Genomic DNA, 21,881 nt, shown 5'->3' on the forward strand with positions numbered 1-21,881 from the left:
ACCTCGTCACGAGTTCAACACCCCATCGCTTCCTACATTTGTGGCGCCGCTCACCTTAGGGTTCGACAGTTTCAAGGGGGAAGCACTTGGGCTAATGCGTTCGCCGGACGGTAGGAACATCGGGTAGATCATAACGCTGCGCAGCCATCCGGCCGCACGCCGACACATCGGGTCACGACTTCACCTGCAAGTTGACGGCCGCAAGTTGACGCCGTGAACGTTCACAGCGAATGCGGCGGCGGGCTCGACCGAACCCGCCGCCGCAGCGTCAACTTACCGAGATCACCGCTTCGCGCGCTTCTTCGCCGCCGGCTTCGCCTTCGTGGCCTTCTTGGCGACGGCCGTCTTCTTCACCGTTGCCGCCTTCTTGGTCGCCGGCCGGGTCGCCTTCGCCGTCGCCTTTCCGGCCGCCGTGCGGGTCGTCTTCGCCGCTGTCTTCTTCGCCGCCGTCGCCCTGGTCGCCGTCGACCTGCTCGCGGTCGCCCGCGCCTTTGTCGTCGACCTGCTCGACGTGGCCCGTGCGGTTGTCGTCGACCTACTGGCCGTCGCCCGCGCCGTTGTCGTCGCCTTTGCCGCGGGCTTCGCCGCCGGCATCGCCGCACCGACTCGGGGCAGCTTTCGGGTGCCGTCGACGACCTCCTTGAACAGCGTTCCCGGGCGGAAGTTCGGCACGTTCGTCTTGCGCAGCCGCAGCGTCTGGCCGGTGCGGGGATTGCGGGCCGTCCGGGCCGCTCGGGCGCGTTTCTCGAACACGCCGAAGCCCGTGAGCGTGACATTCTCGCCCTTGTCGACGTTGCGGACGATGATGTCGAACATGGCGTCCACGGCCTGCGCCGCCATCTTCTTCTCCATGCCGAGCCGCATGCCGAGCATCTCGATCAGCTGCCCCTTGTTCATTTCCTGCCCTCCTGTGCGCGAAACGGAACCGAATGCGTGCACGGTAAGCAGAAAATCCGCCGAGACGCAGGCACGACGACCCGAAATGCGCTGCGAATCGGCGGATTTCACTCCTTCGAGGGACTGTCCGAAGTGGATTCGCCACTGCCGGTCGGGGTGTGGTCGGCGGCGTCGGAGGGTGCACGTGAGTGGCTCACTTGGCCGCGGAAGCCAAGTGAGCCACTCACGTGCAAGGGGCTGAAGCGTCAGGCGTCGGGGTCGAGACCGGCGTCGGCGACGGCGACACGCTCACGTTCGGCGGTGAGGTCGAGGGACCGGCACAGCAGGAGGTAGAGGCCGGCGGCGACGAGCAGGCCGATGGGCATGGAGATGTCGGCGCCGCCCAACAGCTTCGCCACCGGGCCCTGCACCTCGCCGACGATGGCGAACGGCATCATGGACGCGAAGCCGACGGCGTAGGCGACCAGGCCACGCCAGCTCCACCGGCGGTAGATGCCGTGCGGGTTGAAGATCTCCCGGATCGAGTAGTGGCCCCGCCGGACGACGTAGAAGTCGACGAGGTTGATGGCGGTCCACGGGGTGAACAGGTAGCCGAGCACGGTGAGGAAGTACTCGAAGTCCTCCAGGAACGTGTCGTTGGAGGCGAAGGCGATGGCGGTGGCCAGCACGCCGACGACGACCAGGGCGTAGACCCGCTTGACCGGAGTGGGCCGGAACCGCTTCAGGGAGTCCACGCAGGACAGCAGGGTGAGGCTGCCGCCGTAGAAGTTCAGCGTGCCGATGGTGATCAGGGGCAGGACGGAGCCGATCAGCAGCGTCAGGCCGAAACCGGGAAACACCTTGTCCCCGGCGGACAACACGGCGTCGACGGTGTCGGCCTTGGGGAACAGGCCGGCGGCGAAGGTGCCGACGAGCATCATCCACGCGCCGCCGACGCCGGCGCCGAGATAGGTCCACCAGAACGAGGACCGGACGCCGACGTCGCGCGGCAGGTAGCGGGAGTAGTCGGAGACGTAGATCGACCACGACAGCTGGTACACGGCGGCGGTGAAGAACTGCACCAGGAACGGGGTCAGCGCGAACGCGCCGAGGTCCAGCTGCTCGGCGCTGAACGGGTGCGCGGCCAGCAGCCCGACGGTGAACACGATCAGCAGCGCCAGCATCAGGTACGTCAGCCAGCGCGAGGCCTTGTGGATGAAGTCGTAGCCGACGACGGCCAGCACCACGCTGATCACGGCGTAGCCGATGTAGCTGACGGGTTTCGGCAGGTCCACGAGATGCTGCATGGTGCTGCCGACCAGGATCTGGTTGAAGCCGGTGTACCCGATGTAGGTCACGAGGGCGACGACCCACACCAGCAGGGCGCCGACGAAGCCGAACTGGGGCCGGGACTGCACCATCTGCGGCAGCCCCAGCTGCGGCCCCTGGGTGGAGTGGAACGCCATGAAGAACGTGCCGAACGCGTTGCCCAGCACGACCGCGATCGCGGTCCAGATCAGGTTCCCGCCGAGCGCGACGCCGATGATGCCGGTGGCGATGGTGGCGAGGTGGGCGTCCCCCGCGAACCACACGGGGAACAGGTGCCACACCTTGCCGTGGCGTTCGGCGATGGGCACGTAGTCGATGGACCGGGCTTCGATGCCCAGCGCGGGCCGGTGCGGTTGGTCGTCACGGACGATGGTGGGTGGATTGGCCGCCATGCCTGTTCTCCTCGTTGAGTCGCCGTGGTGGCGGAAGGCGCGCGTCCCTCAGTTCGCCACGCCCGGCTCAACCGATGCGGTTGAGCGTGGCGTAAGCGAGTTGCTCCAGCAATAGCGCGGTTTCGCGGGAGGCCTCGGTCGCCGCGGTGATCACCTGTTTGGCCACGGACACCGCCAGCGGCGGCTGCCCGGCCAGCTCGCCGGCGATCTCCAGCGCGGTGGCCAGATGACCACCTGCGGCCGTCTTCTCGGTGATCAGACCCCACGAGTGGGCCTCGGTCACCGTCATGCGACGTCCCCGCAGCACCAGGTCGCGGGTGCGGGCCGGGCCGACCGCGCGGACCAGCCGTGTCACGCCGCCGGAGCTGGGCAGGATGCCCAGCCCGACCTCGGGCAGCCCGAACACGGCTGTCTCGTCGGCGACCCGGAGGTCGGCCGCGAGTGCGAGCTCGAAGCCGCCGCCCAGGCAGTAGCCGGCGATCGCGGCGACGGTCGGCTGCGGCAGCGCCGCCACCGCCTCGTACACCGCGCCGCTCTCCCGGTAGTACTCGGCGATCGCCACAGGCGTCATCTCCCGCAGCTCCGACGTGTCGGCCCCGGCCGAGAACACCTTGTCGCCGCCAGTGATCACGACGGCCCTGCTGCCCTTCACGGCATCGCCGCGCACGGCATCGAGCAACCGCGACTCCAGGTGCGTGGACAGCGCGTTGAGCTTGGCCTCGCGGCGCAGGGTCAGGACGGCGACGTCGCCGTGGCGGGCGACCTCGACGTCGCCGGCGGTGGTCACGCCGCCGACGTGAAGGACAGCAGGCCGGACAGCCCGCGCTTGGCCACCTCGTTGGCGATCACCAGCCGCTGGATCTCCGAGGTCCCCTCCCAGATCCGATCGACGCGCAGCTCCCGCCACAGCCGCTCGACCGGGTAGTCCCGGATGTAGCCGCGGCCGCCGAAGATCTGCACGGCCCGGTCGGCGACCCGGTTGGACGCCTCCGACGCGGCCAGCTTCACCGTGGCGGCCTTGGCGTGCAACAGCTTCCGGTCCTCCCCGTGGTCGAACTCCCACGCCACCTGGTGGGTCAGGGCGCGGTTGGTGGTGATGTCCACGACCGAGTCGGCGATCATGCCCTGGATCAGCTGGCGCTCGATCAGCGGCTGGCCGCCCTGGATACGCTGTGCGGCCCACTCGGCGGCCAGCGTCAGCGCGCGTTCGGCGGCGCCGATGGTGCGGGCGCCGATCATCAGCCGCTCCTCGGTGAACCAGTCCCGGGTCAGCTCGTACCCGTTGCCGATGCCGCCGAGCACCGCGTCCCCGCCGACACGGACGTCCTCGAACAGGAACTCGGGGTGCTCGTAGACGAAGGTGTGCGTGTACCGCGGGGTGCGCTTGACCGACACGCCGGGAAGGTCCTTGTCCACCAGGAACAACGTCGGCGCGTCGCCCACCATGGCCAGCACGATGAGGAAGTCGGCGGCGTCGCCGACGGTGACGAACCACTTCTCGCCGTTGATCCGGTAGCCGTCGCCGTCCGGCGTGGCCGTGGTCTCGATGCCGGACGGGTCGGAGCCCGCGGCCGGCTCGGTGATCGCGACGGCGTCCCGGCGCTGCCCGAGGATGTCCGGCACCAGGTAGCGTTCCCGCTGCTCCGGGGTGCAGGCGCGCAGGCAGTTGGCCGGCCGCCACACGGTGTCCCACAGCGCGTTGGTCAGCTTGCCGAGCTCGTCCTGGACGACCACCTGCTCCAGCACGGACAGCCCGGCGCCGCCCCAGTCGGCCGGCATGTTGACCGCCTGCAGCCCGCTGGCCAGCACGTCCTGCCGGATCGCGTCCAGCGCCGCCGCCGACAGGCCGTTGTCGGCCTCGCACGCGTCCTCGTACTGCATGATCTTGGCGGTGAGGTCGGCGGCGCGCTGCTTCAGCTCCGCCAGCCTCGGGGTGTAGGCGAACTCCATGGTGATTCTCCTTCTGGGGGCCGGCTTCAGCGTCCGACGAGCACGATCCTGGCGTCCAGGCCGAGGCAGCCGCTCGGCGTCGCCAGCAGTGGGTTGACTTCGAGTTCGGCGATCTCGGGATGGGCCGCGCCGATCCGGCTGATCGTCGCGACCGCACGGGCGGTTGCGGTGAGGTCGACGGGGTGGCGGCCCCGGGCGCCGTGCAGCAACGGGGCCGCTTTCAGGGTGCGGAGCATGGTCTCGGCCTCGGCCGGTGTCACGGGGGCCAGCGCGAAGGTGACGTCTTTGAGGATCTCGGTGAAGACGCCGCCGAGCCCGACCATGAGCACGGGCCCGAACCGGAGATCCCGGCGCACGCCGACGATGAGCTCCACTCCCCCGGCGGTGTCGGCCATCGCCTCGACGCAGTACTCGGACACGGCCAGCCGAGCGACCATGTCCTCGTGCGCAGCGGACAGCGAGTCCGCATCGGACAGTCCGATCGCGACTCCGCCGGCGTCGGACTTGTGCAGCAGGCCCATCGCCTTCAGCACGACGGGATAGCCGATCTCCTCCGCCGCCGCGACCACGTCGGTGGCCAGCCGCGCCTCGGGGAAGGCCAGGCCGCCGGCCTTCAACAGTTCCCGGGCGTGCCAGTAGTCGCTGTGCCGCACCGGGTCGGCGGCCTCCGGCAGCTGCGGGACGGATGGGTGCCGGTCGGCGTGGTCGGCCAGCATGCCGAGGGTGCGCGCGGCGTCGTCGACGACCCGGAACACGCCGATGCCGTGCCGGCGCAGCTCGTCGGCGGCCGCGCTGTCGCTGCACATCGTGTGCAGGGCAAGGGGTTTGCCGTGTCGGTGCACGTGTTCGGCGATCACGGTGGCGGTGGCGATCTCACGGGCGGCCAGTTCGGGGCCGTACTCGCCGTAGCCGCCGAAGTAGCCGGTGACCAGCACGGAGTCGATGTCGGAATCGGACAGCACCCGGTCGATCGTGCGGGCGAACGAGGCGATGTCCTGCTCGCCGGCCCCGGCCAGGTCGACCGGGTTGGCCACGCCCGCGGACGGCGGCAGGTCGGCCTTGAGCGCGGCCACCAGTGAGGGCCGAAATTCCTCCACGGCAAGGCCGTTCGCGTCGGCGATGTCGCTGGCCGTGGACGCGTGCCCGCCGCCGTCGGCGATCACTGCCACCCGCCGCGCCGGCTTCGAGCCGTGCCGGTGCAGCGCGGCGACCAGGTCGGCCATCTCCCGGGGACTGCGTACCCGGTCCACGCCCGCGGCCCGACAGGCGGCGTCGATCACCGCGCTGTCGCTGGTCAACGCGCCGGTGTGGGAGCGGGCGGCGCGGTTGGCGGCGGTACTGCTGCCCACCGTCAGCAGCACAACCGGTTTGCCCGCGGCGACGGCCTCGCCGGCCGCCGCGACGAACGCGCGGCCGTCCTGGAAGTCCTCGCAGTACGCCGCGATGACCTCGGTCCCCGGATGCTCGGCGTAGGCGCGGATCAGGTCGGCGGCGCAGAGGTCGGCCTGGTTGCCGAGCGAGGCGAACCGGGAGAAGCCCAGACCGCGGTCGGCGAGGAACCGGCTCAGCTCCAACGCCATGTTGCCGCTCTGCGACACCAGCCCGACCGGCCCGCACGGCAACGGATTCGACACCAGGAACAGGTCGCTGGTGGTGTCCAGCACGCCGAGGCAGTTCGGGCCGAGCAGCACCGCCCCGGCGGCGCGAATCTTCCGCGCCACGGCGATCTGCGCCGCCCGCCCCTCGTCGCCGAGCTCCGCGAAGCCGGACGTGATGCCGACGATCGCCGTCGCGCCGGCGGCCAGCGAGTCGTCGACCGCGGCCTCGAAGCCGGCGGCCGGCACGGTGATCACCACGAGGTCGACGGGCTGCTGGATGTCAGCCATGCTGCGGTAGGTGGGCTGGCCCAGAACGGGCTCGCCGCGGCGGTTGACCAGGTACACCGGCCGGCGGTCGCGCATCCGCAGCGCCTGCACGCTGATCCAGTTGCCGTACTTGGTCTCGTCGTTGCTGGCGCCGAGGATCGCCACCGATCGTGGCGTGAACAGCGTGTCCAGGCTCCTCACGCCTCCACCTCCGGCACTGGATGGCCGGCGCCCCAGGCGTCGGCGCCGCCGTCGACGACGACGGTCGTGCCGGTCACGTAGGCGCCGCCTTCCGACGCGAGGAAGGAGATCAGCCCGGACACGTCCTGCGGGGTGCCGAGGCGGCCGAGCGGGACCGCCTGCGCCCAGCGCTGCCGGTCCGCGTCGGTGTAGTTCTCCCGCAGCCCCTCGGTCGCGATCGTCCCCGGCGCCACGCACACCGACCGGATGCCGTAGCGGCTCCATTCCAGCGCGAGGCCCGCCGCCAGGTTCTCCAGCGCGGCGCGGGCGGCGCTGGCGTGCACCATGCCGGGGATGCCGCGGCGCGGCGAGAAGGCGATGAACACGATCACGCCGGTCCGCTCGGGGATCATCGAGCGGACGGCGACCTCCCTGGTCAGCGACCACGCCGCGTCCACGGCCAGCCGGTGCACGGCCCGCCACCCGCCCGGGCTGATGTCCTCGGCCGGCGCGGCGAACTGGCCGCCGGCGTTGTTGACCAGCACGTCGATCCGGCCGTACTCGGTCATCGCCGCGTCGACCACGCTGGTGACGTCCTCGCGGATGTCGGCCACTTGAGCCAGGCATTGCCCGCCGGCCTTGACGATCTCGTCGCGCACGGCCGCCAGCGGCTCGGGCCGCCGGCCACAGATCACCACCCGCGCACCGCCGGCGGCGAGGTCGAGCGCGACCGCCCGGCCGATGCCGGTGCCGCCGCCGCTGATCAGCGCGACCTTGCCCTCGTGCACGTCCGGCCGGAGAACACTGGCCACCGTCGACCTCCCGTCTGACTGACGCGTCAGTCAGAGTCAGTAAACAGGCCGTGTCAAGGGCAGGTGATGCTTTTGACTGGCGCGTCAGTTACGCTGGCCGGCATGAGTAGGGCCGACGAGGACAGACGCGCCGCGATCCTGGACGCCACCTGGCGGCTCATCGCCGAGCGCGGCTACCACGCCGTCCGGATCGCCGACATCGCCAAGGTCTGCGGCACCAGCACGGGCACCGTGCACTACTACTTCCCCGGCAAGCACGACGTGCTGACCGAGGCGCTCAAGCACTGCGTCGAGCACGCTTTCGCCCGGCAGAGCCACGAACTCCGGCAGATCGACGACGCCTACCAGCGGCTGCTCAAGCTCATCGACATGCAGCTGCCCAAGGTCGGCCCGGTCCGCGACGAGTGGTCGGTCTGGCTGCAGTACTGGGCCGAGTCGGCCATCCGGCCGGAACTTCGGCCCGTGCACAACGAGTTCTACGCCCGCTGGCGCGAGACCGTCGTCCGCATCATCCACCGCGGGCTGCGCCAGGGCGTGTTCCGCGACGTCGACGCCGACCAGGTCGCGCTGCGCCTCACCGCCCTCACCGACGGGCTCGCGATCCAGGTGCTCACCGGCTCCCCCGCCGTCACCGTGACGGTGATGCGCGAGCTCCTGGTGGACTTCGCCCGCCGCGAGCTGCTGGTCGGAGCGGTCACGGGATGACTGCCCGAGGGCGGCGGCACGCCCCGCCGCCGCCCTCGGCCGGTCACCGTGCCGCCGTCGCCACGGCCGCCCGGTTCCGCATCGCCAGCAGCGCGATGCCGCCCACGATGCAGATCACCTCGGTGATCACGCTCCAGTACTCCGGCTGGCTGTTGAACTCGTCGTGCTGGCCGAGGAAGCCCACCGTCGCCGCCAGCACGTAGGAGCCCAGCGTCAACACGCCGAAACCCAGCGCGCCCAGCGCCGGCAGCCAGTGCCGCCAGGTCAGCACCGCGATCGCCAGCACCAGGCCGCCGATCGCGTTCAGCAGGAACAACGGGGTGACGATGCCCGGGTAGCCCTGCGTGAACAGGAAGTAGTGCACGCCGGCCGAGCCCACCAGCGCCGCCGCGACAACGATCCGCAACACCCATCCGATCATGACGGTCCTCCACTTCGTGCCCCCGCCCGCAGGACACACGAGGAAACCGCCGACCTGGTTCAGCCGCGCCGAAGGCCCCGACCAGATGCACCCGGTCGGGGCCGAACAGGCCGGTCAGGCCCGGGCCCGGCGCCCCTGGCCGGCCGGAGAGAACCGGCCAGGGGCGCGTCCACGCGGGTCAGCCGTCGGACTCCGAGGACGGGATGAATGCGCCCGGCACCTGGTCCGGGGCGAACACCTTGTTCTCACCCGGGTAGGGCACCGTCCACCCGTGCGTCTGGTACCACGTGAGGTGGTCCATCTGCAGCGGGTTGGCGTAGTCCGGCACGGCGTTCGGGCCGGTCAGCCGCTGCTGCCCCGCCCACTGCTGCCATTGCGCCGCCAGCTGCTTCTTGTCGGCCGGCACGGTCGTCGCCGGCTGCGACGCGGCGAACTGCGGCGCCACCTGGTCCGCGCCGCACGACGGCGGCGTGGGCAGGCCGAGGGTCAGCGACGTGCGGTTGGGCACGGCGGTGAACGGCGTGTAGTCGGGCTTGGTGGTGAACGCCGAGGCCATCGGGGTCGCGGCGCTGTCCTTCTGGTTCATCGGGTGGATCCCGAGGATCTGCTCGATGGTGCGGATCATCATGATCTGCGAGTAGTAGTGGTTGTCCACGACGCCGTGCTGCGCCCACGGGCTGATGATCTGGATCGGGGCCCGGTGGCCGTCGACGTGGTCCAGGCCGGCCTGCGAGTCGTCCTCGACAACGAAGATCGCCGAGTCCTTCCAGTACGGGCTGTGCGAGATGGTGTCGACGATCTGGCCGGTGGCCAGGTCGTTGTCGGCGACCTGGGCGGCCGGGTTGGGCGGGCCGCCGGTGTGGTCGCTGGACAGCCAGAACATGTTCAGGTTGGCCGGGCCGTTCTTCTCGAAGTCCTGCTTCCAGATCTGCTCCCGGTAGATGTCCGGCACCGAGGTGTCGAACTTCGGGAAGCCGGGCACCGACACGTTGTTCAGCGACGGGATCGGCGAGGACGACACCAGCGGGTACGCGGTGGGCTGCCCGGTGGCGGCCATGTTCTTGGCGTCGCAGTACAGGTTCTGCCAGCTGGCGTCGGCCGGCTTGGTCAGGAACTGCTGGAACTCGCCGAAGTCCCGCACGGTCTTGCCGGCCGCCTGCGCGCCGGTCCAGATGAAGCCCGACTCCTGGTGGCCGAGCGCGTCGTCCTCGGTGTCGTAGCTGCGCAGGTACTCGCCGGCCGAGGACTCGGTGTACTCGGGATTGTCGGCCTGCATCAGCCAGTTGTGGCCCTCGGCCGAGTTGGTGCCGATGTCGTAGGTGTTGTCGTACAAGCCGAACTGCTGCTCCAGCGCGTGCTGGTTGGGGGTGACGTTCGCGCCGAACTGGGCCAGCGTCGGGTCGCCGCTGCCGCGCGGGTCGTCGCCGTACACCTGGTCGTAGGTCCGGTTCTCCTTGACGATCAGGAAGACGTGCTTGATCGTCGACGGGTCGCCGAGCCGCTGCGGCACAGGCACCGGCTTGGCCTTGCCCCGGTCCTTGGCCACCTCGACCGAGTTGGGGGTCCAGCCGTTCTGCTGGAACACCTTGCTCGTGTAGCCGCGGATGGTGTGGTCGTCGGGCAGGCGGAACTTCTGCACGCTCGACGTGGTGTCGTGGGTGCCGCGCCCGGCGGCCGTGGTCGGGCGGCGGGCGTCGATGCCGCGGGTGTTGGACACGACGATGGTGTTGCCGACCGTGGCGATCGCCGTCGGGAAGTAGTCCGTCGGCAGCAGGCCGACGTAGCTGACCGGTTCCTGCGCGCGGGAGAACCGGTACACGGCAACGGCGTTGGCACGGCCGAGGGTCACCAGCAGGTGGCCGTCGGCGGTGAGGGTGATGCCGTCCGGCTCGTAGCCGACGGACGCCTCCGGCCACGGCTTCGTCGAGATCGTCTGCACGACCTTGTCGCGGCCGGTGTCGATGACGGAGACGCCGTTGCTGGCGGTGTTGGCGACGAACAGCGTGCTGCCCTTGGCGTACAACGCCGTCGGGTGCAGGCCGACGTCGATGCTGCCGACGGCGGCGGTCGGGTGCGCGAGGTCGATGACGCTGACCGTGCCGGTGGTCGTCGCGCCGGTGACCGGGTTGGCCGGCACCTGCGTGTTGTACGAGTTCAGCGTCGTGTCGCCGGGGCCGGCGGGGCGGCCGCCCTCGTTGCTGACGTAGAGCTTGGCGCCGATGCGGGCCAGGTCGCGCGGGGCGTTGCCGACGGCCCAGCTCTGCTCGATGGCGCCGCTCGCCGCGTTGATGGCGACGACCCGGTTCTGGCCGTTGACCGCGGCGTAGACGGTGGCGCCGTCGGCGGAGAACACCGCCTGCGCCGGCAGGCCGTGCTTGGCTCCGTCGGCCGGGATGGTGACGAACGTGGGGTTGGCGAGCGTGCCGTCGGCGTTGACCGTGAACCGGCGGTAGCCGTCGGTCTGGGCCATCCACAGCGACTTGCCGTCCGGCGAGTACGACGGGCCCTCCTGGCCCACGTCGTTGCCGGGGATGCGCAGGTTCGCCGTCGCCGAGTTGCCGACGAGCTGCTGCACCTTCCAGTTCTTCAGGTCGACGACGGCCAGCGCGAGGCCGCCGTCGGTGATCAGCGCCGCCAGGTGGCTGCCGTCGGGGCTGACCGCCGACGCCATGATCTTGCCGTTGTCGACGACAAGACGGTCGCCGATCGGCTTGATGTACTGGTCGTCGGACACGACCTGGCCCTGGCGGGTGACGTCGCCGACCTGGTCGTTGCCGAACTGCTTGGTCGACGCCGAGCCGACGCCCGTGCCCGTGAGGACGAGGGCGAGCGTGGCGGCGCCGGCGACCCAGCCGCGTGACCGGCTGCGCTTCTCGACACGTCTTCTGCGACGTGTTACCTGCATGGGGTCATCCCTTCGAGAGCAGCTCGATGTGGCCGTCGAACTGCCAGAGCGGGTTGGGTTGATCTCCGGTGGGGGTTCGCACCTGGAAGTAGCCGTTCACTTCCTTCGGTCCGTCGCCGTCGGCCACGTACTGTCCGTCCGAGGCGACGTCGAGCTGGTAGATGGCCTGTCCGGTGGCCGTGACGCCGGGAAGGCGCCAGGTCACGACGCACCGCCAGTCGTTGCCGGGGCCTTCGGCCTCGACGAGCCCGTCGCCCTTGGTGCACGCGGCCGTGCTGGCCAGCTGCGCCTCGGTGACGTCGGGCCGGTGGAGCTGCTGGGTCTGCAGCCGGTAGAGGTGCGCGAACGCCGTGGCGACGGACTGCTGCACCTTGTTCTGGTCGATGCCGGAGCCCGTCGACGGCGTCACCAGGGCCAGGATTCCCATCGTGACGACGAGAAGCCCGGCCAGTGGCGCGGCCGCGACGGTGAGGGCCCGCCGGCCGACGCCGTCGTGGCTGAGGTTGGTGAAGTCGCGGCGCATGAACAGCACGTACGCCAGCGCGGTCGCGGCGACGGCCCACACCAGGCTCACGGCGACGCCGATCAGCAATGGGCCCGCCTGCGCGGGAGTGGTGAACAAGCCGGTCCAGGCGATGAAGGCGTAGCTCGGCAACGCGAGACGGACGGCGACGGGCAGCGGCAGCAGCTGGGCGACCCCCATGGCGAGGGCGACGACCGCCGGCAGCAGCAGGCCCATCGGCGACCGGCCCAGGGCGACGGAGCCGAGGAGCCCGACGCCGGCCAGCGCCAGTGTCGGCGCCAGCACGCAGATCCACGCCAGCGCGACCAGGCCGGCGGCGTCGGCCGGCGCGAGCAACTGGCCGTCGAGGGCGACCAGCGGCCGGCCGCCGACCGCCACGACCCCGCCGACCGTGGCCGACACGGCCATCCCGACCACCAGCACCAGGATCACGGTCAGGCTGGCCAGCGCCTTCGACACGAAGATCCGTCGGTACGAGCGGACGGCCACCAGCAGGTACCGCCATGTGCCGAGCCGGTCCTCGGCCGCGAACACGTCGCCGGCGACCACCGAGGTCAGCAGCGGCAACGCGTACGTGCCGGCGAAGCCCAGCATCACCAGCGGCCCGGCCCAGCCGGTGATGTTCATCCAGCGGCCGAACAACGTGTCGGTGGGCAGGTCGCTCTGCTGGCTCACCGCGGCGACGAACACCGCCGGCGCCAGCCAGCACGCGAGCACCAGCAGCCGGATCCGCCACTGGGCCAGCAGCTTCACCATCTCGAAGCGGTAGCCGCGGGCCACCGGAACGGCCGTGACCGGGGCTACGGCGACGGCGGTCATCGGTCGGTCTCCTGTTCGGTCAGGGCGAGGAACGCCGCCTCCAGCGGCGACACCACCGGCGCCAGTTCCCGCACCGCGACGCCGCCGCGCACGAGCCGCGAGACGAGGTCGTCGAGGGCGGGAATCTCCGCTCGCACCACCAGAAGCTCGGCGCTGTCAACGATGTCGACGCCGGGTGTGTCGGCGGTCAGCCGGCGCGCGGCCTCCGGGTCGGAGGTGCGGATGCGGTAGTCGAGGGCACGGTTCTCAGCCGAGAGCTTGCCCAGCGGGCCGGTGAACACGACGCGTCCGGCGGCGAGGATGGTCACCTCGGAGCACAGCGCCTCGACGTCGTCCATGCGGTGGCTGGAGACGATCACGGTGGCGCCGTCGGCCGCGAGCCGGTTGAGCACGCCGTGCACGTGCCGCTTGCCGGCCGGGTCGAGGCCGTTGGAGGGCTCGTCGAGCACCAGAAGGCGGGGCATGGTCAGCAGGGCGGCGGCGAGGCCGAGCCGCTGACGCATGCCGAGGGAGAAGCCTCGGACCCGGTCGTCGGCGACGTCGGTGAGCCCGACCTGCGCGAGGACGTCGTCGATGCTCGCGCCACGACCGCGCAGCCGGGCCAGCGCGGCGAGGTTCTGCCGGGCCGTGAGCGACGGGTAGAGGCCGGGGCCGTCCACGAAGCCGGCGACGCCGTCGGGGGCGGTCAGCGCCCGCCCGACCGGCGCGCCCAGGATCTCCAGGCTGCCCTCGTCCGGGACGGCCAGGCTCAGCAGCAGCCCGAGCAGCGTCGTCTTGCCGGCGCCGTTCGGGCCGACGAGCCCGTGGATCTGGCCCGGCGCGACGTCCAGGTCGACGCCGTCGAGGGCGACGACGTCGCCGAAGCACTTCGTGATCCCGCGCGCCCTGACCGCGAGAGTCGTGTCCATTCCAGTCCCCGTTCCGCGAGCTGTCACGGAACTTAGGCCACGACAAGTAACGCCCAGAAGGGCGCGGGTTGAACGTTCGCTGAACTGGACCTGTGACTCGGACAACCGGGCGGAATTCAGCGCCCGGAGCGGCTCGCCTTCAGGAATTCCCGGTTGAGCGTGGCGATGCTGGCGAAGGGAATGCCCTTCGGGCACGACGCCACGCACTCGCCGGTGTTGGTGCAGCCGCCGAAGCCCTCGGCGTCCATGGTGTCGACCATGTCCAGCACCCGCTGCGCCCGCTCCGGCTGTCCCTGCGGCAGCAGGCTCAGATGCGTCACCTTCGCCGCGGTGAACAGCATGGCGGAGCCGTTGGGGCAGGCGGCGACACAGGCGCCGCAACCGATGCACGTGGCGTTGTCGAAGGCCAGGTCGGCGTCGGGCTTGGGCACGGGCGTGGCGTGGGCGTCCGGGGCGCTGCCGGTCGGCGCGGTGATGTAGCCGCCGGCCTGGACGATCCGGTCCAGCGCCGAGCGGTCCACGACGAGGTCCTTGACGATCGGGAATCCCTTGGCCCGCCACGGTTCCACGTCGATGACGTCGCCGTCGGCGAACGAGCGCATGTGCAGCTGGCACGAGGTCGTGCGCTCCGGGCCGTGCGCCCGGCCGTTGATCACGACACCGCAGGAGCCGCAGATGCCCTCACGGCAGTCGTGGTCGAAGGCCACGGGCTCGTCACCGTTGGCGATGAGCTCCTGGTTGAGCCCGTCCAGCATCTCCAGGAAGGACATGTCCGGGCTGACGTCCTCGACCGGGTAGGAGACCAGGCGGCCCTCGGCCTCCGGGCCGGATTGTCGCCAGATGCGGACGGTGAGTTTCATGTGTAGCTCCGCTGTGTCGGGTGGACGTGCTCGAAGGTGAGTTCCTCGCGGTGCAGCACGGGCTGGTCGCCGTACTCCCACACGGCGACGTACGAGAAGTGCTCGTCGTCGCGTCGTGCCTCGCCCTCGGGCGTCTGGTGCTCCTCGCGGAAGTGCCCGCCGCACGACTCCTCGCGCTCCAGCGCGTCGATGAGCATGAGCTCCGCCAGTTCGAGGAAGTCGGCCACCCGGTTGGCCTTCTCCAGCTCCTGGTTCAGTTCGCCTGCCCCGCCGGGGATCCGGACGTCACGCCAGAACTCGGCGCGCAGCTCGGGAACCCGTTCCAGGGCCTTGCTCAGGCCCTCCCGGTTGCGGGACATGCCGCAGTAGTCCCACATCAGCAGGCCGAGCTCGCGGTGGAACGAGTCCACCGAACGCTTTCCCTTGATGGTGAGCAGCCGCTCGATCCGTTGCCGCACCTCGGTTTCGACGGCTTTCACCTGGACGTTTCCCGAGTCGACCGGTTCGAGTCGAGTGCCGCCGAGGTAGTCGTTCAGCGTCGGCGGCAGCACGAAGTAGCCGTCGGCGAGGCCCTGCATCAGCGCGGACGCGCCGAGCCGGTTCGCGCCGTGGTCGGAGAAGTTGGCCTCGCCGATGACGAACAGCCCGGGGATGGTGCTCTGCAGGTCGTAGTCCACCCACAGCCCGCCCATGGTGTAGTGGATCGCCGGGTAGATCCGCATCGGCACCTGGTACGGATCCTCGGCCGTGATCCGCTGGTACATGTCGAAGAGGTTGCCGTAGCGGGCCTCGATCGCCGGCCGGCCCAGGCGCTTGATGGCGTCGGCGAAGTCCAGGTAGACGCCGAACCCGCCGGGACCGACGCCGTAGCCGGCATCGCACTGGTTCTTCGCGGCCCGGGACGCGATGTCCCGCGGCACGAGGTTGCCGAAGCTCGGGTAGAGCCGTTCGAGGTAGTAGTCGCGTTCGTGCTCCGGGATCTCGCCCGGCGGCCGCGTGTCGCCCTGCCGCTTGGGCACCCAGATCCGGCCGTCGTTGCGGAGCGACTCGCTCATCAGCGTCAGCTTCGACTGGTGCTCGCCGGAGCGCGGGATGCAGGTGGGGTGGATCTGGGTGAAGCACGGGTTGGCGAAGTAGGCGCCGCGCTTGTGCGCCCGCCAGATCGCGGTGGCGTTGGAGCCCATGGCGTTCGTGGACAGGTAGAACACGTTGCCGTAGCCGCCGGTGGCCAGCACCACGGCGTCCGCGAGGTGGGTGGTGATCTCGCCGGTGATCAGGTCCCGCGCGACGATGCCCCGCGCCCGGCCGTCGACGACGATCAGGTCGAGCATCTCGGTGCGGGCGTGCAGTTCCACGGTGCCGGCGTCGATCTGCCGGGACAGCGCCTGGTACGCCCCGATCAGCAGCTGCTGGCCGGTCTGGCCGCGGGCGTAGAACGTGCGCTGCACCTGCACGCCGCCGAACGACCGGGTGTCGAGCAGGCCGCCGTACTCGCGGGCGAACGGCACGCCCTGGGCCACGGCCTGGTCGATGATCTGCCCGGAGATCTGGGCGAGCCGGTACACATTGGACTCGCGGGAGCGGAAGTCGCCGCCCTTCACCGTGTCGTAGAACAGCCGGTAGACGGAGTCGCCGTCGTTGCGGTAGTTCTTCGCGGCGTTGATCCCGCCCTGCGCCGCCACGGAGTGCGCGCGGCGCGGCGAGTCCTGGAAGCAGAACTGCACCACGTGGTAGCCCTGCTCGGCCAGCGTCGCCCCGGCGGAGCCGCCGGCCAGGCCGGTGCCCACCACGATGACGCGGTGCTTGCGCCGGTTGGCCGGGTTGACCAGCTTGGCCCGGAACTTCCTTTCGTCCCAACGCTTCTCCAGCGGGACGTCCGGCGCGCTGGTGTCGGTGATCGGAGAGCCGTCGAGGTACATGTCAGTGCACCAATCCCGTCATGACGGCGATCGGGACGACGGCGAACCCGGCCGTGGTCACGATTGCCGTCGCGCTGCCGAAGATCTTGAGCGCCCGTTCCCGCTTCACGCCGGCGATGCCGAGCGTGCGGGCCGCGCTGGCGAAGCCGTGGTTGATGTGCAGGCCGAGCATGGCCAGCGCGACCAGGTAGATCACGTTGACCCACCACACCCGGAAGTCGGCGACCAGGTTGTGGTACGGGTCGCCGGGCACGAAGTCCTGGTTCACCTTGCCCACGGTCAGGTCGAGGATGTGCCAGACGACGAACACCGCCAGGGTCGCCCCGCCCCAGCGCATCGTGTGCACGGCGAAGGTCGCCCTGACCGGGCGGCGGTGGGCGTAGCGCACGGGCCGGGCCCGGTGATCGCGGCGGACGAGCTGCACGGTGGCGGTGATGTGCAACACCACGGCGACGATCAGGCCCGCGCGCATGATCCAGAGGAACCACTCGTAGTGCAGCACCGGCTCGCCGATGGTGCGCAGCCAGTGCGAGTAGGCGTTGAGGTCCGCGGCCCCGAGGAAGGTCTTGAGGTTGCCGACCATGTGCGCGAACACGAACCCGAGCAGGGCCGCGCCCGTCACCGCCATGACGATCTTCTTGCCGATCGTCGAGTCCCAGAACTGCCGGGCGGCCGGGCGTCGTCGCCGCTGCGCCACATCGATAACCACCTCAAGGACGCTAGGTCGCCCGTGACCAGAGGTCAAAGACATCATAACTCTCGTATTGAGAGTCAACGGCTATCATCGGGACATGCAGTTCCAGCAGCTCGCCTACTTCGTCGCGGTCGCCGAGCACCGGCACTTCACCCGCGCCGCCGAACACATGCGGGTGGCGCAACCCTCGCTGTCCCAACAGATCCGGGCGCTGGAGCACGACCTGGGCGCGCCGCTGTTCCACCGGATCCGCGGCAACGTGTCCCTGACCGAGGCCGGCGAGACCCTGCTGCCGATCGCCCGGCGCATCCTGGCCGAGATCGAGGGCGCCCGGCGGGCCATCCGCGAGCTGGACGAGCTCGAACGCGGCCGGGTCCGGCTGGGCGCGCCGCCCAGCCTGTGCACGGGCCTGCTGCCGGCGATCCTGTCCGCCTTCCGCCGCCGATATCCGGGAATCCAGCTGGAACTGCACGAAAGCGGGTCCGGCGACCTGCGGCAGCGGCTCGCCGAGGGCGCGTTGGACCTGGCCCTGCTCGCCGGTCCCCGGCACCCCGGCGATCACCAGCTGTCGACGACGGAACTGCTGCTGGAGGAGCTGGTCCTGATCTCCTCCGGGGACGCCTGGGAGTCCGCCCGCACGCGGCTCGCCGTCCGCGAGCTGGCGGACGTGCCGCTGGTGATGTTCCGGCGCGGCTATGACGTGCGCGAAGTCACCGTCAACGCCTGCCGGGCCGCCGGATTCGAGCCGTCCTTCGCGATCGAGGGCGGCGAGATGGACGCCGTGCTCGAACTCGTGCGCGCCGGCGTCGGCGCGGCCGTCGTGCCGAGTACGGTGGCGGGCGGGCGGTTCCGGATGACGCGGTTCGCCACGGACGCCGGCATGACCCGGATCGTGCAGTTGGCCTACCGCAAGGACGTCGACCCCACGCGGGCGGTTCGTGCCCTGCGCTCGGCGATCGTCGCGTTCATCGCCGACCCGGCCCGGCGGTCGGAGCTGCCGCCCGGCACCGAACCGCTCGTCGACTACGGTGAACTCGGCCTTGTGGACAGGAGTGTGTGACGTGACCACCGCGGCGGCGGCCCTGGCGTTCGTGTGGCTCGGCATGGTGCTGGCGATCTCGTTCGTCGAGGCGCCGCTGAAGTTCCGGGCCCCGAACGTGACGATCCCGATCGGACTCGGCATCGGCCGGCTGGTGTTCAAAGCCTTGAACGGCATCGAATGCGTGCTGGCGGTGGCGGTTCTCGGGCTGGTTCTGGTCGGTGGCGCGGGCGTCGGCGTGATCGCGTCGTTGGCGGTCGTGCTGGTGGTGCTGGTCGTTCAGCTGGCGGCGGTCCGGCCGCGGTTGAACCGCCGGTCCGACGCCGTGCTGGCCGGCGAGGAGGGGCCGCGATCCCACGCGCACGTGGCGTACGTCGCCCTGGAGTGCGTGAAGGTCGTCGGCCTCATCGTGCTGGGAGTCCTCGCCCTGGCGGTGTAGGGGGCAGGGCCTGTCCGGCCGATGACACGGGCCCCTGGGTGCGGCGACACTCGACCGGTGGGATTCCTGGACATGCTGATCGACGCCGCCCGCCAGGTTCCCAGCACCGCGGACGTGCTGCGCGCCGTCCACCTCCTCGCGCGGCGGATCGGCTCCGCCGAGCTCGAGGCCTGGGCCGACCGGGAGCTGTCCGGTTACCCCGACGACGGCCACGTGCCCTCGTACCGGGGTCCGTTCCACTCCGAGGCCCACGTCCGCTACCGGCGCGTCGTCGGCGGCATCGCGCCCGGCCTGGCCCCGCTGCCGCCGACCGCGTTCGCCGAGGAGTTACGGGAGTCCAAGCTGATGCGGGTGTACGAGGTCAGCGTCGTGGACCCCGTCGACGACCTCGACGACCTCGTCCGTGTCGGCGCTCCCCTCGTGCGGCCGTGGGGCGGCGTGCAGATCGACCTGATCAACCGCCTGATCGACATCGGCGGGCTGGCCGTCGAGCCCGGGCACACCATCGCCGCCGCGGAGACCCGGCTGGCCGGCGACCGGGTCGCCAAGGTCGTCGACTCCGTGCGCAGCCGGGTGCTGGGGCTGGCCCTCGGCCTGGAGCGCGTGGCGCCGGACGCCGGCGACGAGGACGGGCCGTCGACCGTCACCCCGGCCATGCACGAAGTCATCGCCAAGACGCTGGTCTAAGCCCCCGAGCACCCGTCAGGCGTGCGCCGGACGCTGCCCGAGCACCCGGGCAAGCCACTCGGTGCGGGTCCGGCGGGCCTCGGCCGACACCTTCGCGTTCGGGTACTGGGCGTCGAAACCGTGGAAGCCGCCGGCCCAGACGTGCAGCTCCGCCTGGCCGCCGGCCGCCCAGATCCGGCTGGCGTAGTCGACGTCCTCGTCACGGAAGACCTCGGCGGTGCCGGCGTCGACGTAGGTGGTCGGCAGGCCGGACAGGTCCTCGGCCAGCGCCGGGGAGACGTAGGCGGGCACGTCGGTGAGGTCCCCGAGCACCGACCGCCAGCCGAACGCGTTCATCTCCCGCGTCCACACGCCGGGGTCGCCGGAGTACTGCCGGCTGGAGGTGCTGTCGTTGCGGTGATCCAGCATCGGGCAGACCAGCACCTGGGCGGCGATCGCCGGGCCGCCACGGTCGCGCGCCATCAGCGTGACGCCGGCCGCCAGGCCACCGCCGGCGCTGATGCCGGCGACGATGATCCGTGCGGGGTCGATGCCCAGTTCGTCGGCGTGCTCGGCGGTCCAGGCGAGGCCGAGGTAGCAGTCGTCGACCGGGATCGTGCCGGTGGCCTCCGGCGCCAGCCGGTAGTCGACGGTGACGACAACGGCGCCGAACGCGTCGAGCCAGTCGAAGGGAATGTCGATCTGTGAGAACCGGTCCCCCATGACCATGCCGCCGCCGTGGACCCAGAACACGCACGGCGCGGCGGTGGATCTCCGGGCCGGCGTGAAGATCGAGAGCGGGATGCGCGCGCCGCCCGGGGCGGGGATGGTGAGTTCCCGGCGGTCGACGACGCGGCCGTCAAGGACGGCGTCGATCGGGCCGGCGGAGAACGGGCGCAGCTGGGCGAGCGTCCCGACGTCGAGGTCGGACCGCAGCGGCAGATCGGCGAGCAGCGTGCGCAGCTCGGGGTCGAGGGCGGGGCGTGCCGGTGTCATGGCTGGTTTCCTTTCCTGGTCTCAGAACGCGGCCTTGCCACCGACCGGCACCTCGTCGGTGTACTGCGACTCACCGACGAGCAGCGGCTGGAGGCTCTCGACCAGGGCCCGCGCCGGTGCGGTCGCGAAGAACCGGCTGTGCGCCTCGTCGCTGACCCAGCCCTCGGTGACGTGGATGACGTCCGGGTCGCCGGCCGAGCGGCCGACCAGGAAGACGACGCAGTCCTCGTGGGTCATGGACGGGGCCTTGAGGAGCATCTCCACCACCTCGCCGCCCTTGCCGGGCCGGGCGGTCATGGTGGCGTGGAAACCGTGGTTGACGATCATCGTGATTGTCTCCTGGCTCTCGTTCTCGGGATTCCGATGAGCCAATGCAATCACGCTGACCAGCGCAAACGTTAGAACGATCCTGCCTATCTCTTGCCTGATTCTCTCGTTGTCGCGAGGATCAGACTCATGCTTGACTCGGGTCGTGCGCCTCGACGAACTGCGCACCCTGCTCGACCGGCACGTGCGACCCGACTCCACCACCGCCATCGACGGCGCCCTGATCTCGGGGGTCGAGCAGTCGACGCCGCCGCCACCGGAGATGTCGCCAGCCGGGTCGGCTACGAGAGCCCGTCGCAGTTCAGTCGCGAGTACCGCCGCCAGTCCGGCGCCGCCCCAGCCAGGACGCCGCCCGGCTACGCTCGCGGCCATGATTACCGCGGTTCACACCCTGGTGTACGCCTCCGACGCGGAGGCCGCCCGCGCGTTCTTCCGGGACGTGCTGGGCTGGCCGCACGTGGATGCCCACGACGGCTGGCTGATCTTCAGGACGGGTCCGTCGGAGCTGGGCGTGCACCCCGGCACGCCGGGCCACGAGATCTCGCTGATGTGCGACGACCTCGAGCAGACCATGGCCGAGCTGGGCGCGAAGGGGGCGGAGTTCGCCGGCGACGTCCAGGACCGGGGGTTCGGCCGTACGGTCGCGCTGAAGGTGCCCGGGGCCGGGGAGATCATGCTGTACCAGCCTCGGCACCCGGTCGCCTTCGACCTGTGATCAGCAGTCGCCGGTCCAGCGGACCTGGCTGATCAGCGGCCACAGCTGCGGGTCCATCCTGGCGTACTGCCAGTGGTACTCGGAGTACTCCCAGTTGATCTTGGTCATCTGCGGGCCGTCGAAGCCGCCCACGGTCAGCACCGTGGTGCCCCAGGCCGTCATGAACTCGAACTTCTGGTGCCAGACGTCCGCGTGGTTGGTGTGGTGCGTCAGCAGAATTCCCGTGCCCCAGCCCATATAGACGTTGCCGTCGGCGTCCGGCGGCGACAGCGTGACGTAGCCGTTCTTCTCCTCGCAATCGCCGGCCGACATGGTGGTGGCCTCGACGGCGAACCACTCCCGGCCGTAGTCCCAGTTGTAGTCGTGCTGCGTCGGCCAGACCGTGCTGCTCTTCGCCGCGTACGCCGGCGCCTGCGTCGCCAGCACCGCCACCATCGCCGTGGCCGTGCTGGCGACGAACATGCGCCACCGCCGGGCGTTTCTCCGATCAGTCATGATCGCGAAAGCTAGCGCCGCGGTCCCGCCCCGAACATCGGGGAAA

Annotated in this window: 21 protein-coding genes; 5 read left to right on the top strand and 16 right to left on the bottom strand. The window is 70.6% G+C overall.

All coding sequences use genetic code 11. The features are described from left to right. Window positions 1–282 precede the first annotated feature (282 nt). From BJ998_RS40990 to BJ998_RS41015, 6 genes are all read right to left on the bottom strand, one after another. Window positions 283–897 (bottom strand): HU family DNA-binding protein, encoded by a 615-nt coding sequence (locus tag BJ998_RS40990; protein ID WP_184869516.1) that lies wholly within the window; start codon window positions 895–897, stop codon window positions 283–285. 245 nt (window positions 898–1,142) lie between these two features. Continuing rightward, complete coding sequence (locus tag BJ998_RS40995; protein ID WP_184869517.1) at window positions 1,143–2,597, bottom strand: purine-cytosine permease family protein; 1,455 nt, start codon at window positions 2,595–2,597, stop codon at window positions 1,143–1,145. Window positions 2,598–2,664: 67 nt separating this feature from the next. Beyond that, on the bottom strand, window positions 2,665–3,384 hold the full coding sequence (locus BJ998_RS41000) for an enoyl-CoA hydratase/isomerase family protein (RefSeq protein ID WP_184869518.1): 720 nt from the start codon (window positions 3,382–3,384) through the stop codon (window positions 2,665–2,667). Continuing rightward, window positions 3,381–4,547, bottom strand: a complete 1,167-nt coding sequence (locus tag BJ998_RS41005) for an acyl-CoA dehydrogenase family protein (protein WP_184869519.1) — start codon at window positions 4,545–4,547, stop codon at window positions 3,381–3,383. Before BJ998_RS41005 ends, BJ998_RS41000 begins: the two co-directional genes overlap by 4 nt. 26 nt (window positions 4,548–4,573) lie before the next feature. After that, window positions 4,574–6,613, bottom strand: coding sequence for an acetate--CoA ligase family protein (locus BJ998_RS41010; protein WP_184869520.1), 2,040 nt, complete (start codon window positions 6,611–6,613; stop codon window positions 4,574–4,576). Then, a complete protein-coding gene (locus tag BJ998_RS41015; protein ID WP_184869521.1) occupies window positions 6,610–7,404 on the bottom strand; it encodes an SDR family oxidoreductase in 795 nt (264 codons plus the stop codon). Before BJ998_RS41015 ends, BJ998_RS41010 begins: the two co-directional genes overlap by 4 nt. A 102-nt stretch (window positions 7,405–7,506) precedes the next feature. On the opposite strand from BJ998_RS41015, the gene BJ998_RS41020 reads away from it, so the two are divergent. Then, on the top strand, window positions 7,507–8,109 hold the full coding sequence (locus BJ998_RS41020) for a TetR/AcrR family transcriptional regulator (protein WP_184869522.1): 603 nt from the start codon (window positions 7,507–7,509) through the stop codon (window positions 8,107–8,109). A 43-nt stretch (window positions 8,110–8,152) separates the two neighbouring features. Here BJ998_RS41020 and BJ998_RS41025 read toward each other — a convergent pair whose 3' ends face one another. The 7 genes from BJ998_RS41025 to BJ998_RS41055 all read right to left on the bottom strand — a co-directional run bounded on the left by BJ998_RS41025 (window position 8,153) and on the right by BJ998_RS41055 (window position 17,173). Beyond that, on the bottom strand, window positions 8,153–8,530 hold the full coding sequence (locus BJ998_RS41025) for a hypothetical protein (protein ID WP_184869523.1): 378 nt from the start codon (window positions 8,528–8,530) through the stop codon (window positions 8,153–8,155). A 178-nt stretch (window positions 8,531–8,708) separates the two neighbouring features. Next, a complete protein-coding gene (locus BJ998_RS41030; protein WP_184869524.1) occupies window positions 8,709–11,435 on the bottom strand; it encodes a bifunctional YncE family protein/alkaline phosphatase family protein in 2,727 nt (908 codons plus the stop codon). A gap of 4 nt (window positions 11,436–11,439) precedes the next feature. Then, complete coding sequence (locus tag BJ998_RS41035) at window positions 11,440–12,777, bottom strand: ABC transporter permease (RefSeq protein WP_184869525.1); 1,338 nt, start codon at window positions 12,775–12,777, stop codon at window positions 11,440–11,442. Further along, entirely contained in the window at window positions 12,774–13,685 is a 912-nt protein-coding gene (locus BJ998_RS41040) for an ABC transporter ATP-binding protein (protein WP_184869526.1), read from the bottom strand. Before BJ998_RS41040 ends, BJ998_RS41035 begins: the two co-directional genes overlap by 4 nt. A 116-nt stretch (window positions 13,686–13,801) precedes the next feature. Continuing rightward, on the bottom strand, window positions 13,802–14,545 hold the full coding sequence (locus tag BJ998_RS41045; protein WP_184869527.1) for a succinate dehydrogenase/fumarate reductase iron-sulfur subunit: 744 nt from the start codon (window positions 14,543–14,545) through the stop codon (window positions 13,802–13,804). Next, window positions 14,542–16,464: a fumarate reductase/succinate dehydrogenase flavoprotein subunit gene (locus tag BJ998_RS41050; protein ID WP_184869528.1), complete on the bottom strand. Its 1,923-nt coding sequence runs from the start codon at window positions 16,462–16,464 to the stop codon at window positions 14,542–14,544. Before BJ998_RS41050 ends, BJ998_RS41045 begins: the two co-directional genes overlap by 4 nt. 1 nt (window position 16,465) lies before the next feature. Then, complete coding sequence (locus tag BJ998_RS41055; protein WP_312890632.1) at window positions 16,466–17,173, bottom strand: succinate dehydrogenase cytochrome b subunit; 708 nt, start codon at window positions 17,171–17,173, stop codon at window positions 16,466–16,468. A gap of 82 nt (window positions 17,174–17,255) precedes the next feature. Here BJ998_RS41055 and BJ998_RS41060 point away from each other — a divergent pair, with 82 nt between their 5' ends. From BJ998_RS41060 to BJ998_RS41070, 3 genes are read left to right on the top strand one after another with little or no spacing between them, the layout of a single operon-like run. Next, the gene (locus tag BJ998_RS41060; RefSeq protein ID WP_184869530.1) at window positions 17,256–18,218 is read left to right on the top strand and encodes a LysR family transcriptional regulator; all 963 of its coding nucleotides are present in this window, start codon (window positions 17,256–17,258) and stop codon (window positions 18,216–18,218) included. A gap of 43 nt (window positions 18,219–18,261) precedes the next feature. After that, a complete protein-coding gene (locus BJ998_RS41065; protein WP_184869775.1) occupies window positions 18,262–18,636 on the top strand; it encodes a hypothetical protein in 375 nt (124 codons plus the stop codon). Window positions 18,637–18,693: 57 nt separating this feature from the next. Continuing rightward, entirely contained in the window at window positions 18,694–19,323 is a 630-nt protein-coding gene (locus BJ998_RS41070; protein WP_184869531.1) for an AbiTii domain-containing protein, read from the top strand. A gap of 15 nt (window positions 19,324–19,338) precedes the next feature. Here the strand turns inward: BJ998_RS41070 and BJ998_RS41075 are convergent, their stop codons facing one another. Next, window positions 19,339–20,298, bottom strand: coding sequence for an alpha/beta hydrolase (locus BJ998_RS41075; protein ID WP_184869532.1), 960 nt, complete (start codon window positions 20,296–20,298; stop codon window positions 19,339–19,341). Between the two features lie 21 nt (window positions 20,299–20,319). After that, window positions 20,320–20,625 carry a putative quinol monooxygenase gene (locus BJ998_RS41080; RefSeq protein WP_184869533.1) on the bottom strand — a complete coding sequence of 102 codons (306 nt, stop codon included), beginning with the start codon at window positions 20,623–20,625 and terminating at the stop codon, window positions 20,320–20,322. Between the two features lie 370 nt (window positions 20,626–20,995). On the opposite strand from BJ998_RS41080, the gene BJ998_RS41085 reads away from it, so the two are divergent. Next, on the top strand, window positions 20,996–21,340 hold the full coding sequence (locus BJ998_RS41085) for a VOC family protein (protein ID WP_184869534.1): 345 nt from the start codon (window positions 20,996–20,998) through the stop codon (window positions 21,338–21,340). Here the strand turns inward: BJ998_RS41085 and BJ998_RS41090 are convergent, their stop codons facing one another. Beyond that, entirely contained in the window at window positions 21,341–21,835 is a 495-nt protein-coding gene (locus BJ998_RS41090) for a hypothetical protein (RefSeq protein WP_184869535.1), read from the bottom strand. Window positions 21,836–21,881: the final 46 nt, after the last annotated feature.

Source organism: Kutzneria kofuensis (assembly GCF_014203355.1).
In the GTDB taxonomy this organism is placed as follows: domain Bacteria; phylum Actinomycetota; class Actinomycetes; order Mycobacteriales; family Pseudonocardiaceae; genus Kutzneria; species Kutzneria kofuensis.